Below are 15598 nucleotides of genomic sequence, written 5' to 3' on the forward strand. Positions count from 1 at the left end.
CGGCTGTCAAAGCCAGGAGTGTTGCAGCCAGGAATGCGGAGAAACGGGTTTTCATTGAGGTGCTTCCTTTTAACAAAATAAGGTTGGTATTGCTTACTGCTGTTTTTATGTACGACTTGGTTTGTTTAATTTGAAACTTTAAGACCAAAAATCTTTACCACAGAGACACCGAGGGTGGAAAGACTTCTTGCAAGAAGTCTTCGTTTCGCAGGCGAGTGGCATGCCACTCGAAGTCCCTGCTACACCACAGAGAAAAGCATGAGGAAAAATTCCATTTTGGAGAGTAATTATCTATCTGAATGAAGCTTGTTTCTCTTCTAGATTTTTCTCTGTGCCCCCTCTGTGTCTCCGTGCCTCTGTGTTGAGAGGTCTTGCTCTTGTTTATTCCAACTTCCAGACGTACTGCACTTTTGCCCAGGTCTGTTGTGGCTTGCCATCAACGGTACCTGGTTTGTTTTTGCAGGAACCTGACATCAATTGGGAACGAACTGCATTGTCCAGACCGCGGAAACCACTGGATTTGTCAATCTTGACATCGGCTACGGAGCCGTCTGCACCGATCAATACAGACAAGGCGACGGTACCAGTTTCTTCATTACGCAACGAGGCGCGTGGGTATTCTGGTTTGCAACCACCGACGTTGAAGTCGATCACGCCGGTACTGTCACTGGGCCAGTGGCCTTGGCTTCGACGGGCGGCGCTGTTGTTGGCGGTGCCTTGGTGAAGACAGGATTGTCTGGCTTGACATTCGACACTGCCGTAATGGTCGGCTGCTGTTGTGCCGGTTGCTGCACCTGGACTTCCGGTGGCGGAATGAACGGTGGTGGCGGTGCCAGCAGTTTTGGTGGCGGTGGTGGTGGTGTGTCTGGTGGTGGCGGAGGAGGCTTCACCTCTTCCACGATCTTGGTTTCCAGTGGCTTGATGACCACTTCCATGGCCTTGCGTGCCAGGCCTGATACCAGCGCCCATACGACAAGTATGTGAAATAATATGACCAGCCCCAAACCGATAAATTTCTTTCCCGGCTCTTGCTGGCGATTTGAAAAATCCATTCCTGCTCCTGTTATTTTATTTTATTTTTAAACCCTGGCACTTGCATTCAACTAACAGCCGACTTTTTCAAGAATAACAAGTTGGCAGCATGCCGCCTGGTCTTGCGTGACAACTTGGTCTATAAGATATCGTCCGCTTTCTGGTGTCTTTTCTTTTGATGCAAAGCTTGTACAAGTTCAGCATATGAACTCGCGAGGACCAGCATGCAATGCCACTTCGTAGAAATGCTGCATCAATACCATGAATGATAGAGAAAACTCTGCTTTCGCCTTACTGAAGAGTCCTTAAAACTGGTTGTCAAGCGGTATCTATGTGGTATTAATTAAATTATCTTCAACGAAGAACCGCATACGAATCAGACCATCATCACAGCTCTTTATAAGCCACTCTAAAAATACAGTGTTTTTGTGTTTTTTTACAACTGGTCTTATCTCTTTTTCCCATCAAATCCGGCGATGAGAATGAGGCTTGTAGTCGCAGAAGATATGTGAAATACTTTACTCAGATAACGATCATTTTCATTGAGAGAAATTTCAATTACAGATGTTCAGACAGGTCCGGTTTATGTGGGACTTTTTTTCTTATTCGGCTTAGCTTTGGCAAATAATATGAGAATAAAAAACATTGCGATTATTGGTGGCGGCACAGCGGGCTGGCTGGCTGCAAATCATCTGGCAGTAGAACTGCGGGCTGAAACTGACATCATCATTACTGTCATTGAGTCGCCAGAAATTGGTATTATCGGCGTCGGCGAAGGCACAGTCCCTCATATCAGGAAGTCACTTATGAAATTTGGCATTCCTGAAGCCGAGTTGCTGGCCACCTGCGATACCACATTCAAGAAAGGGATCAAGTTTGTTGACTGGATGACGCCTTCCGCATCAAACCCTGAAAATAGCTATTACCACCCCTTCTCTTCGCCCTATCCCGGAGGCACAGATGTCACCGCTCTGTATCTCAAAAATTCTGCAAGCATGCATTTCTCTGATGTCGCTGAGACACCTGCACTTGCAGAGGCAATGAGATCGCCAAAAAGAGTTTCTTCGACGGAGTATGAGGGCGTAGTCAATTACGCCTACCATTTTAATGCAGTCAAGTTTGGTCAGCTATTGGCGCGCAATGCCAGAGAAAAACTCCGGGTTCAGCACAAATCTGCCACGATAGTTGATGCGCATTTGAACGAGCATGGTGAAGTTGCTTACCTGCTCACCAAGGAAGGCGAGCAATTACATTATGATTTTTATGTGGATTGCTCAGGTTTTCATTCTTTACTGATGGGGAAATTATTCAATACCCCTTTCATTGACAAGTCTGCGCAGATCTTGACTGACACCGCACTTGCAGTACAAATCCCTAGCGAAATCAAGACTGAAATCCCGCCATATACTTTAGCCAGGGCACATGCTGCTGGCTGGATGTGGGACATCCCGCTCACTAACCGGCGTGGCGTGGGTTTTGTCTACTCAAGTGCGCATATGACAGAAGACAAGGCCATTGAAAACCTGTCCAGCTATTTGCAACTTGATACAGATAAATTTTCGCCTCGCAAGATCTCTATGCGCATGGGTTACAGGGAGAAATTCTGGCAAAAAAACGTGGTTGCCCTGGGCCTGGCACAAGGCTTTGTTGAACCTTTGGAGGCAACCTCAATCTTTGTGACAGATTTCTCTGCCGAACTGTTTGCACGTAATTTTTCAGTCGATAAAGATACCATGTCGGTAGCTGCTGATTATTGCAATAAGGTGGTGTCATACACCTGGGAACGCGTCATGGATTTTGTGCAAATGCATTATTGCATTTCTGATCGCCAGGATAGCGAATTCTGGCGCTTAAACACGAATGAAGTAAAGCGTTCAGACATCCTGGCTGAGAGGCTCGCCATGTGGAAAGTCAACCCACCAAAGAAATCTGATTTTTTCAGTCGCTTTGATTTATTCGATGTTGATAATTTTCTCTTTGTACTTTACGGCATGAAGTACAAAACCAGGGAAAAAAATATGACACAGTATGAAGAAAATTACTTCAAACGTGAAATTGAAAATACCAAAATGGGAGCGCGTAAATTATCAGGTGAATTATTGAGTCATAGAGAATGGCTGGAAAAATTCCTGGCTGCCTACCAACACTCTTTGAGGAAATAAGATGGGCCATGTATTGGATACTGCATTTGCTGTACGCATGCCACCCGACATTCGCAGTGTGGTGATAGGCGAGCATCAGGCAATTATCATCGATAATTTTTTGCAAGACCCAGGTGCCATGAAAGATATAGGTCTCAATAGCAGCTTTAGCCCTTACCCCAATTTTGATAAAAAGAAAGGCTATCCAGGTATTCGCGCCCAGGCTCCTGCTGAGTACTCAAGCAGTATCACCGAATTTCTGGAACCTCTTATCAAGCTTAATTTTTCCATCCCGGAAGACCTGGCCTTGCGCAAGAGTATGTGTGCATTTTCACTGACTACCATGCAGGCAGATGAACTCAGTCCCTTGCAAAGAACGCCCCACTTTGATGCCAGCAGTCCGCACCACATGGCAGTATTACTTTACCTTTGTGATGAAAGACATGGTGGTACTGGCTTTTATAAACACAAGGCGACGGGCTTGCAACAAATCACCGAATCCACGCGCGAGCATTATCTCGATGTTTATTACGAAGAAATCAATGCCATACGACCGCCACTCAGGTACTTTGATGATTCAAATGAGCACTTCAGTTTTTTGGGAATGATACCTGCCAAATTCAATCGACTCGTGATTTATCGCGGCAGCTTATTGCATACGGCCTGCATTAATCCGGCTATCAGCATTAATGATAATCCAGGCAATGGCCGATTGACGGTCAATACCTTTTACGATTTTTGAGCTGAGCATTCAAAATGTAATCTGTTCATTGATTTGATTTTCTCAAACCCCCAAAAAAAAATCTGCCCTCTTTATAAAATTGGGCAGATTTTTTTATGGCTCGTGTAAAAGAAGGAAAAAAGCCTGGCATCAGCCAGGCTTTTTATCTAATTCAAATCAAAACCTGAATCAGAATTTTGCAGACAGACTCACACGGTATGTCGTCTCGCCAATGAAAGACCAGGCTGGGTAGCCCCCTTGCAATGGTGTTTTTACCGTGGTGTTAAATGCTGCCGCGCCATACTGTACATCATCTTGTTTCAGCAAGTTGATGGCTTCAAACTGCAATCTGAATTGCTTGTTGATATTCCAGCCAAAACTTGCATCCAGTGTGCCATATGGATCATGCATACGGTTACCGTAGTAACCAGTTTCACGGACCATATATTTCGAACGCCAGTTGTAAGCCAGACGTGCGGAGTAATCAGCATTTTCCCAGTAACCTACCAGATTGACATTATGCTTGGAGGAGAGTGTGAAAACATTCAGTCTGTCCTGGTAACTGATCGCTGGTGCAGTCGCATTTGCCAATGTGTAGTTGGCAACAACACCAAAGCCATTGTCAAAAGCGTGGTTGATCTGCGCTTCTATACCATCGATCTTGCCACCGCCAGCATTGACATAACGATTTACTGTCCAGCTATCTTTACCAGTATCTGGGCTAACTACACCTATGCTTTGATTAACCTTGGTATCGCTAGTGATGAAATTATTGATGTCTTTATGGAAGTACATCAAGGAAATCAGATTGCCTTTGCCGTAGTAATATTCCACGCCCAGGTCAAACTGAGTTGATTTCATCGGTTTCAAACCAGCTGTACCGAAGTTAACCGTTTCATTACCCGCTACTGTATCTTTGTAACCGATCTGTGTAGACAGGAACATGTTTTCATAGTTAGGACGTGTCACTGCTTGTGATGCTGTTGCACGCAAAATCACATTAGGTTGCAAGTCGTAAGCAATATTCAGACTTGGCAATACGTCACTGTAACTGGCGCTGTCTGTAACCAGAGTACGGCCCCAGCCATCATTTTGACCTACATCATCTTTTGCCAATGGTGTGCCATCCAGCTTGTAACCTGTGCTGTTGACTTTGGTCTTGATATAGCGCAGGCCTACATTACCATGCAGCTTGTCTTCTTCAAAGTTGAACATACCATAGGCAGCGGTATTGTCTTCTTTCAAGATACCGAGGCCTGACCTGTCTTCAACCCAGCGGCTCACTGCACCCATTGAGCTAGCCAGCATCGCATCGATATTAGGACGTGGGTAAGACCAGCCTGGTGTACCCATTTGCATCGTACCGTCATACAAGCTGGCAGTAGCCACTGACGGTGGGTTATTGGCAATAGCACGGTCTGTATGCTTCTCGAAAGTATGTTCAGTTGTACGGAAACCTGTTTTAAAGGATGTGATCGCACCCCAGTTCAGTTTCAGTGTCAGATCAGCCTGTGCAAAGTTCTCTTTGTCGGAGTTAGGTCCGCGCGCCAAAGCCCAGGTAGATACATCTGAATTAGCTGGCAGATTTGCCAGACCAACGGACTGATTGGAAGAAGGATTAATCTTGACCAGAGTACTGTTTGCATCGATAGTACCTGTCCATTTAGGCAGGTTGCCACCGCTGTAGCCATAGTTGGTCGTCAGGGAAGTACCGCCATCTGCCTTGGTTGAACCAGCGACTGCTTCAATTTTATAGTCATTGGTTTTGTAAGTACCGTTCAGCGTAAAACTGTCCGAGGTCATCTTGCCACCGCGCGCCCAGGTTTGGACGAATGGTGCCGTGGTGTTTGCCAGTGTAGTATTACTGGACAAGCAAGCACCTGCTGCATTCCGGGCTGTACAGCTATTGCTTTGGAAAATGTAATGGCTGCTATTGGAGTTGTTGGCGTCGAGCTCAAGCTTCATATAGTTCAGGCCGAGATCCAGGCCTTGTACCGGTTTGGCTTGCAGGCTGATATTCAATGCCTTGCGTTCACGTTCCTGAACAAAAGTCGAAGGCGTGACGTCATCAGACCAGCGGGCATCTGCTTCAACACCACGGCGGACGTAGTCACTCTTCTCTCTGGCACCAGCAACCAAAACACCAAAGGTGTTGGCTTCATTTTTCCAGCTATACAAACCAGAAACATCCGTGCCGATTTTATCTGTCAAACTGCCTTTGCTGGCTTTGACGCCGATATAGGCTGTGCCCGAAGTCAAATCCAAAGGCTTGCGTGTTTTGATGATGACTGTGCCGCCGATACCGCCTTCAGTCAAATCTGCCTGGGAAGATTTGTAGACTTCCATGCCACCGATCAATTCAGAAGGTAACAGGGAGTAGTTAAAGGAGCGGTCAATAGCTTGTTGATCATACCAACCTGTCGATGCAACGGTCTGGCCGTTCAAGGTGGTGTAAGTCATTTGTGGATCGGAGCCACGGACAGAGACTGAAGCACCCTGACCAAATGCACGACCAACGGTCACGCCTGGAATACGACCCAGTGCTTCACCGGCATCGTTATCAGGCAACTTGCCCACGTCTTCTGATGATACTGCATCCACCACAGAATTCGCATTACGCTTGATATTGACTGCATTTTGCAATGCCGAGCGTATGCCTGTGACGGTTACTTGCTGAACCTCATCTTTTGCGCCTTTTTTTGAATCTGCATCCTGTGCTTGCGCAGTCATCGCTACGCTCATCACCATCACAGCAACGGCTGCTGCGATCGGTGTCAAATTATTTGCCGCTTTATGTTTCATATACTCCCCCAAGAAATTCCTAATCAAAGTTTCAGCCTCAAATGAAGACTGAAGATTCCAAAAATTAGACCTGTACGCTTATATAAAATCCACTTCAATACCACAAGTAAAACCACCCCTCTAATCCAGTTTTACCTTTCCCAGGAATGCAAGGATATTGCGACCCGGTTGTATTTTTTTTCTCGCGGCGACTGCAGTATTGGTCATGGATCTCACGCCACAGTATCAGCTGCGGCCACGTCAGGCGTACTCTGAAGCCATCCCCTATTACGTAATTTCACAAACAAATATCGACATGTGGAAAATACTTAATAGCGAATGAGGCTCACTTTAAGGAGCACAAAAGTGGTTGTCAAGCGGTATCTACGTGGTATTACCACTACCAGTATTGGTATTGTCACAAAGTGCCATCAACCACGATTAAGTTCTTGTTTTTTATAATTAATTTATATTCACGCAGAAAATTCACACTCAAGTGGACTGTATCCAACAGCCAACAAAATAAGATTAAACAATATGTCTTCGCAAAAGCAAAAGTAACGCGTCTGCTTTTTTGAAGAGGAGACTCAGAGTGGCACTGAATACCTCTTGCGAGTGCAGTCAGAACCAGGAAGGATTGAAGCGATGAGATAAATTGGGTTGGGAGTAATGCCCCACGGAACTGGTATTTGATTGGTCGACACAACCAGGAAGAGATGTCTGTAATTGCAAGCTAACATGGCTAATTTGGCCTCTATCGAGCATAGCCTGGTAGAGAATGACAAGCCGGCCTGTCAAGCAAGGCATAGAGAGATATTCGTCAGACATAAATATTGCCACCAACATTCATGTAGGCCTGCTTGCATGTGTATTTTTGTCACACAATTTCGATTAAACTGACAACTAGACGAATAAGACCATAAGCTTGGCGCATGTCCTTACATTATCAGTCAAATCTGACATGTTCCAAGCATGCGCCAAAGGTAAATCGCTATTCGGGAGTGTCGCTGACTATCTGTTTTGACATTTTTTACGACAAACTTCTCGCTGTCAGCACTTTCTTCACGCAGCCTGTATCTATCCGCATTCCAATTGAACATTATGTCCATATCTGATCCAGCAAATTTATTCCAGCGCGTACCAGAATTACGCAGCTTCAGCGATGACCCCAAGATCAGCCGCGCGATAGAATCAGGCGACCCATTTAAAGTGTACCGGTCACTGGTATTGGCGCGCCTGTTCCGTCGCCTGCCAGAACATAAAGCGCTATTGAAAGAATTGACCAGAGAGCGCCGTCTTTTTGCCAAGTCCCTGAAAGGCACGCCTTCACTGGGGACCATCAATTCAGTCGGCTTCAGCTTCGTGGGTGAATCTGAGCGGGATACGGATGGCAGCCACATTGCCTTGCATGCCTTTGTCATACTATTTGCGATCCCGCTCATCCCCATGGGCTCTTACGTGGTGCGCAGTACTGGCGACAGGCAATGGCAGATTTATGCGCGTGCGCCACTCGGCATCATGGGCTGGCTGTACACGCGCGGCCTGGCACTGGCATTGGTCCTCATGGTCTTGTCGGGGGCAGCAGCCAGTTACCATGAAGCCAGTAATCAGGATTTGACGATACTGAATGGTTTTGACGTGCCGGTGCAAGTCAACATTGGCAAACAGATGGCCACGATACCTGCACAAGGACGAACTACCCTGACTTTACCCGTCGGGCATTTGCAAGGCGAAGCGCGAGCGGATAAAACGGGCATCATTGATACCTATGACCAGACTCTGGAAAGCAGTGACCGCTACAGCATCTGGAATATCGCCGGTGCTGCGCCGCTGGTACAAAATACCATCATCTATAGCAAAGTAAAACCAGCCCAACCCGACCAGGCCGGGCGGCAAACTGTTTATTGCGGCAAGCGCCTGCTGGAACTGGGCAATATCAAATACCCATTCACAGAACCGCCGCAATCCATGAGCATGAGCAAGTATGAGAGCTCTGTCAGTGTCAATCAATTGAATATTGCGACCCAGGCAAACACACCTGGCGTCATGTCTTGCCTCGATTATGCCTTTGCGCATGGCCAGGAAAAAGACATGCTGCAAGCAATCGAAGCGTTTGCCGCTACCAAAGACTGGGATGCGCGCATGACGGAACTGGCCTTATATATAGCCCGCAGCGTTTCCAATGCGGAAGCCTTGCGCCTGAGCCGTAAAGTGTTGAAGCTGCATCCTGACGATGTCATGCTGGAACGAAGTATTCAGGATTTTCGTGATGAACTTGGCGAGCGTGAACTCATGTTCAAGGAATATGCAGAACGCGCCAGCCAACATGCAACATCATCCTCGGAACAATATTTATATGCCTCCTTATTGAGTGGCATGGAAGGTTTGCGCGCCATGAAGGACCTGGCGCAGAAATTCCCTGAGGATGTGAATATTTTGCGCAGCCTGGTCTGGCGCAAGTCTGTGCATGGTGATAGCCGCGGTGCCATGCAGGACTTGCAACGCCTGCACCAGTTATCACCAGAAAATGCCCGCCGTTTATTTGATTCTGAAATCAGGCTACTCACCGCGCAGCAGCGTGGCAATGAGGCACTAAAATTACTGGACACAGCCATCAATAACAGCAAGGGTGTGGAGAGGGCAATATATGCCTTTGAATTCAGCGAAATTGCGAGGCAAATTGCAGGGGGCGATGCAGAGAAATATTTACGTAGCATGCCAGACGAAGATGACAATAAATTACTCGACACCTACCGCGCAAAAGCGGGTTTAAGTCCGAGTAATACGAGCAATCGCGATCTGCCCATGATCAAACTTTCGCAAAGCCTGCGCAATGCACCGGAACAGTCACTGGACTTGATTAAGCATATTGATCCCCTGCAAATACGCACGCATCTGGGCATGGATCAATTAGCCCTGTTATATGGTGAGGCCAGTCGTGTGAATGACAAGGCATCGAAAGACAAGTTAAACAAGCTGATGCATATGCGCAAAGCGGATTTATCTTTGTTTGAACAATTTGTACGCGGCGAGAATGTCAATCTGGAAGAAGCTGATCTGGAGACGGATATACTGGCTGCGGCCTATTTCATCCGCTCACGCAATACACAACTATCGACGCAGGAAAGGCAAAATTTGCGCCAGCTGGCAGCAAAAACGGATGCGCTGCAAGGTATAGTCAGTACTGCAATCAAGCAATGGCAAGGCTGAGATGAATATGAAAACAGAACAAAAACGCACACCACAAAACACCAATCTGACACGCCGCGCCGGCCTGGTCGTCGCCCTGTGGCTGGGCTTCTGGATACTTGCCCTTGGTCTGGTCATCCTACTGGCCTGGGTGCCACTGACACAAATGAATCATCGCTCTTCGCTGCAATTTTCTGGTGTGGTCGCCGGAATAGCTGCGCTGACGCTGGCGTATTCACTACGACCCCGCCGCAAGGAAAAGAGTAGCGGTGAAACGGTCAAGCCCTTGTCACGTCAGACTGCCGCCCCCTTATATGAGATGGTGGAACGTATCGCCAGGGAATTGAAAATTAATGCGCCTGTCCATATTCATTTGATAGGCGCCGCTTCAGCCTTCATCAGTGGCAAGAAGAACTGGCGCGGCAAAGTCAAGGAACTTGAAGTGGGCCTGGGCTTGCCACTGCTGGGGACCTTGTCGGAAGCCGAACTGGGTTCGGTCATTGCCCATGAATTTGGTCACTTCATTGCTGGTGACTTATCGCTCGGCCCCTGGGTTTACCGCACCCGCAATTCTATCGCTCATACCGTGACCGACCTGGATGATTCCATGTTTTTCCTGGATGTCTTGTTCCGCTACTACGGCAAATGGTTCCTGAAATTATCAGCGGCAGTATCGCGTGAACAGGAATTTGCTGCTGATGCCCTGGCGGCAAAAAAATTCGGCCCGGTAGCGACCCGGGCAGCACTGGAGAAAGTCCATTTGATTTCGCCCATGTGGTCAAGCTATCTCGATTACGAGCTGGGTCCGGCGCTGAATCGTGGTGCGCGTATGCCCATCTTTGAAGGCTTCCGCCGTTTTTGCAAACCAGGTGTGAAGCGCGCTGACGTGCAGACAGCAATTACGTATGCTGAGTCACATGGCAGCTCTGAATATGACACCCACCCGACGCTGGAAGAAAGGGTGGCAGCAGTAGTCCCAGGAGCCAAGCCCAGCTTCCCGCCCCTATCGCAATGCCTGCATTTGCTGGGTGGAGAAACAGAAACCGAGAATGCCTGGTATGCCTTGTTTGAAAAAGACAAATTGCAAAATTGTGACTGGGATAGTTATGCCAGCAAGGTCATGCAGGAACTGAACAGACAACGCTTTGCTGGTAGCTGGATGGACCCGCAAACCCTGGCCTTGAGTGAGCTGGTCAAAATGGCGGAGAATCCCAATGACTTATGGGAAAGACTGAGGCCAGAAGGCGTGAGCTTTCTATCACCACTGGGCAAGCGTTTCTATGTGCTGGAGATCGTTGAATCCTGGATCATTGCCTGCCTGACCCATTCTGGCTACCTGGCCAGCCTGATACCAGGCCAGGCTTTAGCCATGACGCGGGGCGAGGTCAGGGTCTTACCTTCAGAATTATTGCAATCAGCATTGCAGTCAAAACTGACGGCATCTTATCTGAGTGGATTACAAGCCGACGTGCCAGTATAAATTATACCTGATGGGCTTTTTGCAGGCGTTTTTCCAATCGCCTTTGCACAACCTCGAAGCACAGGCTGAGTGCCCAGTAAACCCCGGCAGCAGCAATGTACAGGGGTAAGGGGCGAAAGCTGGTGGCGATCACTTCCTTGGTCGCCAGCATGAGTTCTGTCACGGTAATGACAGACACCAGCGAGGTGTCCTTGATCAGGCTGATGAGGGTATTACTCATCGATGGCACTGCCACACGCATAGCTTGTGGCACGACGATATAACGCAAGGTTTGAGCGTAGTTCAAGCCCAGGCTGGAGCTGGCTGCCCACTGGCCACGACTGACACCGATAATCGCACCACGTATGCTTTCCGACAGATAGGCACCGGCATTCAGGCTCAGTGCCAGTATGCCTGCCGAGGTCGCCGAGAACTCTATGCCTATGCCGGGCAAGCCATAATAGATAACGAATATCTGTACCAGCAAGGGTGTGCCACGTATCAGGCTGACATACACGGCTGCCGGCGTGTTGATTATTTTGCTGGGTATGATGCGCGCAATCGCCAGCAAGAACCCCAGTATCAATCCCCCTATCATGGCACCAACGGCAAACAACAAGGTATAGGCCACACCCTTGAGCATGACCGGTGCTGCCATCTGCAGCAATTCTAGAATTTCCATGACGACTTTAAAAAGAAATATCCCCGTGGGAGACGGGGATAAGAGTGATATCAAGTAGAGTTCATCCACTTAATCATACAGCTTATCTTGCTGACATTGCAGGCTGCAAGGCAATATCAGCAAGTTTGTGGCTTACTGTGCTGAAGGGGCTTTGCTGACGTCCTTGCCAAACCATTTATTGGATACTTTGGCAAAGCTGCCATCCTTGATGATTTCAGCCAGTGCCGTATTCAAAGCAGCAGCAAATTTGGGATTGCCCTTTTGGAAGGGGATGCCATTTTTTGCAATTTCACCAATAGGTGCGCCAGCTTTGACTGGCAAGTTGCTGGTTTTTAAAAGGTAGGCCACCATCAGGCTATCGTTCAATGCGGCATCAACACGGCCTGCTGCCAGGTCTTGCAGGTATTCTGGCGCACCGGGGTAGCTCTTGACTTCGATACCGGCCACGGCCTTGGCACGTTCTTCATAATTGCTACCCTGCCCTACACCCAGCTTTTTACCTTTCAGGTCTTCCAGGCTTTTGAATTCACGCTTGTCGTCTTTTTTGACGATGAGCTGGGCGCTGGACACTGTGTAAGGGTCAGAAAAATCAAAAGTTTCCTGGCGCTTGGCTGTCACACCTACCTGATTGACGATAACATCAAATTTACCAGCGGACAGGCCCGCAAGTATGCCACTCCATTCAGACGTCACGAACTCTGTTTTGACACCCAATTTTGCGGCCAGCAGTTTGGCCACATCAACATCAAAGCCAGCCAGTTCATTGGTCTTGGTGTCTTTGAAATTGAAAGGCGGATAGGTTCCTTCCAGTGCAATTTTCAAGGTGCCACGTGCTTTGACAGTATCCAGCAGATCAGCTGCACTGGCAGTCAGGGAAACGCCAGCCAGTACCAAACCAGCCAGTAAAGTGGAGATTGTTTTTCTTTTAGCGATGTTCATCATATTCCTGAAATTTATCAGCGCATCCACTTAAGGGAAGGCGCATACATTGAAACATGCCAGATGGAAAGATTATCCGGCGACCTGGGTATGATATGGAGTCAGGGTACTGGAGGACAAGGAAGTATTTCTTATTTGCATATACGAAGTAGTTCTATATGCGAAAAACAAGGAAGATATAAAAAGAGAAAAGACACGCCTATAGGGAGCAAGGACGTGTCCAGGAGATTAGAACGAAGGCAGGTCGCTAAGACTATGACCGGGAACATCATTACTGGCTGTGCCCAGGCCATGCACTCCATCTTCATATTGAATGCCTACCACTTTTGGCCCCAGTATGATGCCGTTATCACTCTGAAATTTGGGCAAGACTTCATCGCCATTGGCAATGGTGTCCAAGACCGCCTGCACATCGGCTTCCTGAGGATCATCAACCATGGTCGGCGGCATGACTTGCCCACCCTTGCTCTTGCCCCAGCGTACTTTGGCGATACGCTGCCCACTATCATCAAAACGGACAGCTTCAATAAAAAATAATGCCATGATCACGCTCCTCATCTACGTTGCAAAGAAAATCGGGAAGAAAATGGAATAGTCAGCGCTAATTATTGGGATACAAATGCATCTGGGTACAAATGCTTCTGTACTCACTTGATAGTTTATCTGGTACTTTTGCCTGATACTTTATCTTGCACCCTTAGTATGACAGCTATATGTCATGATGTCGTGCAAAAAAAGCACCTTAAATCAACATGTTAGCAAATTAAAATCCGCATTCAAGTAAATTTTATGAGCTCCAATAACAAAGCGGCTGACAGAAGCTTTTCGCTCTGTCAGCCGCCAGTTTGCTCGATTTTATGAAAAATCAGCTGAGTTTTGCTGCGTGTTCACGTGTTGCGTGGAAAGTTACACCAGGCCAACGTTCTTGCGTCAATTTCAGGTTCACGCCGGATGTCGCCAGATAAGCCATATTGCCAGCAGCATCATAGGCAATATTGCCACCGGCGCTGGAACGTTCAAAGTCAGCCAGCATTTTCTTGTCATCACAACTGATCCAGCGGGCGCTGCTGATACTGGTGCCTTCAAATACGGCATCAACGCCGTATTCATTTTTAAGGCGGCTGGCAACCACTTCAAACTGCAAGACGCCAACTGCACCCAGCACCAGGTCACTGCTGACGACAGGCTTGAATACCTGTACCGCACCTTCTTCACCCAATTGTTGCAAGCCTTTTTGCAATTGCTTGATTTTCAGCGGGTTCAAGATACGTGCCGTACGGAAAAAATCTGGTGCAAAATAAGGGATGCCGGTAAATTGCAGCAATTCACCTTCCGAGAAGCTATCACCTATCTGCATATTGCCATGGTTAGGCAGGCCGATGATGTCACCAGCATAAGCTTCTTCTACCTGCTCACGCGACGAGGCCATGAAGGTGACCACGGAAGATACCTTGATCTCACGGTTCAGGCGCAAATGCTTGAGCTTCATGCCGCGCTCAAAACGACCGGAACATACGCGCAGGAAGGCGATACGGTCACGGTGGGCCGGGTCCATGTTCGCCTGAATTTTGAAAATAAAGCCAGAGAATGGTACTTCCTTGGGCTCGACTGAACGTATGGTCGCATCACGTTCACGCGGCGCCGGTGCCCAGTCCAGCAAGGCATTCAAAATCTCACGCACACCAAAGTTATTGATGGCAGAACCAAAGAATACCGGCGTTTGCACACCAGCCAAAAAGTCTTCCAGACTGAATGGATGGGAAGCACCATGCACCAGCTCGACTTCCATTTTCAGTTGTTCAATTTCCAGCGGGAACATTTCTACCAGGCGTGGATTATTGATGCCCTTGATGACTTCAAATTCCTGATCTGCACGTTCGCTACCTGGTGTGAACAGCAAAATCTCGTCTTTCAGGATGTGATACACACCGCGGAAAGTCTTGCCCATACCTATAGGCCAGGTCACTGGTGCGCACTGTATCTTTAGTACTGATTCCAGTTCATCCAGCAATTCCAGCGGGTCGCGGGTTTCGCGATCCATCTTGTTGACGAAGGTGATGATGGGCGTATTGCGCATGCGGCAAACGTTGAGCAGTTTGATAGTCTGTTCTTCCACACCTTTGGCAGCATCGATCACCATCAGGGCAGAATCCACAGCCGTCAACACGCGGTAGGTATCTTCAGAAAAGTCCTGGTGACCAGGAGTGTCAAGCAGGTTGACTACGTGGTCGCGGTATTCAAACTGCATGACGGAGGACGCCACCGAGATGCCGCGCTGCTTTTCTATCTCCATCCAGTCGGATGTCGCATGGCGGCCACTCTTGCGCGCCTTGACTGTACCTGCCAGCTGGATCGCTCCCGAGAACATCAGCAGCTTTTCAGTCAGCGTGGTTTTACCCGCATCCGGATGGGAAATAATGCCAAAGGTACGGCGACGTGCCACTTCGCGGCTGATCAGGTCTTTCGATGGCGCACTGACCGTGCTTGCGTCTGCAGCAAGCTCGTGATCAGATTCCGGGCTATCGTCTGGGGATGTATTCATGGTGTTCATTACTGATGCCGCAAAAATGGAAGGAAAACATGCAAGTTTAGCTGGTATTGGGGTTGAAGTCGAATGCAAGCTTGGGTAAAACCAGGGTAACTGGCATCCATGC

General features: G+C 48.1%; 11 protein-coding genes. 4 read left to right on the forward strand and 7 right to left on the reverse strand.

The features are described 5' to 3' along the window. Positions 1-381: 381 nt before the first annotated feature. Both ACO0LF_RS15160 and ACO0LF_RS15165 read right to left on the reverse strand, forming a co-directional pair. Positions 382-654, reverse strand: a complete 273-nt coding sequence (locus ACO0LF_RS15160; protein WP_423015328.1) for an energy transducer TonB — start codon at positions 652-654, stop codon at positions 382-384. Then, the gene (locus ACO0LF_RS15165) at positions 651-1052 is read right to left on the reverse strand and encodes a hypothetical protein (RefSeq protein WP_423015330.1); all 402 of its coding nucleotides are present in this window, start codon (positions 1050-1052) and stop codon (positions 651-653) included. Before ACO0LF_RS15165 ends, ACO0LF_RS15160 begins: the two co-directional genes overlap by 4 nt. Before the next feature lie 609 nt (positions 1053-1661). Here ACO0LF_RS15165 and ACO0LF_RS15170 point away from each other — a divergent pair. Further along, entirely contained in the window at positions 1662-3194 is a 1533-nt protein-coding gene (locus ACO0LF_RS15170) for a tryptophan halogenase family protein (protein WP_423015332.1), read from the forward strand. A 1-nt stretch (position 3195) separates the two neighbouring features. Further along, complete coding sequence (locus ACO0LF_RS15175) at positions 3196-3915, forward strand: DUF6445 family protein (protein WP_423015334.1); 720 nt, start codon at positions 3196-3198, stop codon at positions 3913-3915. 168 nt (positions 3916-4083) lie between these two features. Here the strand turns inward: ACO0LF_RS15175 and ACO0LF_RS15180 are convergent, their stop codons facing one another. Continuing rightward, positions 4084-6696: a TonB-dependent receptor gene (locus tag ACO0LF_RS15180; RefSeq protein WP_423015336.1), complete on the reverse strand. Its 2613-nt coding sequence runs from the start codon at positions 6694-6696 to the stop codon at positions 4084-4086. 1080 nt (positions 6697-7776) lie between these two features. Here ACO0LF_RS15180 and ACO0LF_RS15185 point away from each other — a divergent pair. Together ACO0LF_RS15185 and ACO0LF_RS15190 are read left to right on the forward strand one after the other, a co-directional pair. Beyond that, the gene (locus tag ACO0LF_RS15185; RefSeq protein ID WP_423015338.1) at positions 7777-9885 is read left to right on the forward strand and encodes a hypothetical protein; all 2109 of its coding nucleotides are present in this window, start codon (positions 7777-7779) and stop codon (positions 9883-9885) included. A 7-nt stretch (positions 9886-9892) separates the two neighbouring features. Then, positions 9893-11344 (forward strand): M48 family metallopeptidase, encoded by a 1452-nt coding sequence (locus ACO0LF_RS15190; RefSeq protein ID WP_423015340.1) that lies wholly within the window; start codon positions 9893-9895, stop codon positions 11342-11344. Between the two features lies 1 nt (position 11345). Here ACO0LF_RS15190 and ACO0LF_RS15195 read toward each other — a convergent pair whose 3' ends face one another. The 4 genes from ACO0LF_RS15195 to ACO0LF_RS15210 form a co-directional block, all read right to left on the reverse strand. After that, positions 11346-12005 (reverse strand): amino acid ABC transporter permease, encoded by a 660-nt coding sequence (locus tag ACO0LF_RS15195; protein WP_423015342.1) that lies wholly within the window; start codon positions 12003-12005, stop codon positions 11346-11348. Between the two features lie 132 nt (positions 12006-12137). Beyond that, positions 12138-12947, reverse strand: a complete 810-nt coding sequence (locus tag ACO0LF_RS15200; protein ID WP_423015344.1) for a cystine ABC transporter substrate-binding protein — start codon at positions 12945-12947, stop codon at positions 12138-12140. 225 nt (positions 12948-13172) lie between these two features. Next, complete coding sequence (locus ACO0LF_RS15205; RefSeq protein ID WP_423015346.1) at positions 13173-13487, reverse strand: hypothetical protein; 315 nt, start codon at positions 13485-13487, stop codon at positions 13173-13175. A 322-nt stretch (positions 13488-13809) separates the two neighbouring features. After that, positions 13810-15486, reverse strand: a complete 1677-nt coding sequence (locus tag ACO0LF_RS15210) for a peptide chain release factor 3 (RefSeq protein WP_423015347.1) — start codon at positions 15484-15486, stop codon at positions 13810-13812. Between the last annotated feature and the right edge of the window lie 112 nt (positions 15487-15598).

Source organism: Undibacterium sp. Di27W (assembly GCF_049340345.1).
Classification (GTDB): Bacteria; Pseudomonadota; Gammaproteobacteria; order Burkholderiales; family Burkholderiaceae_D; genus Undibacterium.

Bases quoted from the DNA above. Each gene is read 5' to 3' on its own strand.
- ACO0LF_RS15205 (WP_423015346.1), bottom strand. From the start codon at position 13,487: ATGGCATTATTTTTTATTGAAGCTGTCCGTTTTGATGATAGTGGGCAG.
- ACO0LF_RS15185 (WP_423015338.1), top strand. From the start codon at position 7,777: ATGTCCATATCTGATCCAGCAAATTTATTCCAGCGCGTACCAGAATTA.
- ACO0LF_RS15175 (WP_423015334.1), top strand. From the start codon at position 3,196: ATGGGCCATGTATTGGATACTGCATTTGCTGTACGCATGCCACCCGAC.
- ACO0LF_RS15165 (WP_423015330.1), bottom strand. From the start codon at position 1,052: ATGGATTTTTCAAATCGCCAGCAAGAGCCGGGAAAGAAATTTATCGGT.
- ACO0LF_RS15180 (WP_423015336.1), bottom strand. From the start codon at position 6,696: ATGAAACATAAAGCGGCAAATAATTTGACACCGATCGCAGCAGCCGTT.
- ACO0LF_RS15200 (WP_423015344.1), bottom strand. From the start codon at position 12,947: ATGATGAACATCGCTAAAAGAAAAACAATCTCCACTTTACTGGCTGGT.
- ACO0LF_RS15195 (WP_423015342.1), bottom strand. From the start codon at position 12,005: ATGGAAATTCTAGAATTGCTGCAGATGGCAGCACCGGTCATGCTCAAG.
- ACO0LF_RS15190 (WP_423015340.1), top strand. From the start codon at position 9,893: ATGAAAACAGAACAAAAACGCACACCACAAAACACCAATCTGACACGC.
- ACO0LF_RS15170 (WP_423015332.1), top strand. From the start codon at position 1,662: ATGAGAATAAAAAACATTGCGATTATTGGTGGCGGCACAGCGGGCTGG.
- ACO0LF_RS15210 (WP_423015347.1), bottom strand. From the start codon at position 15,486: ATGAATACATCCCCAGACGATAGCCCGGAATCTGATCACGAGCTTGCT.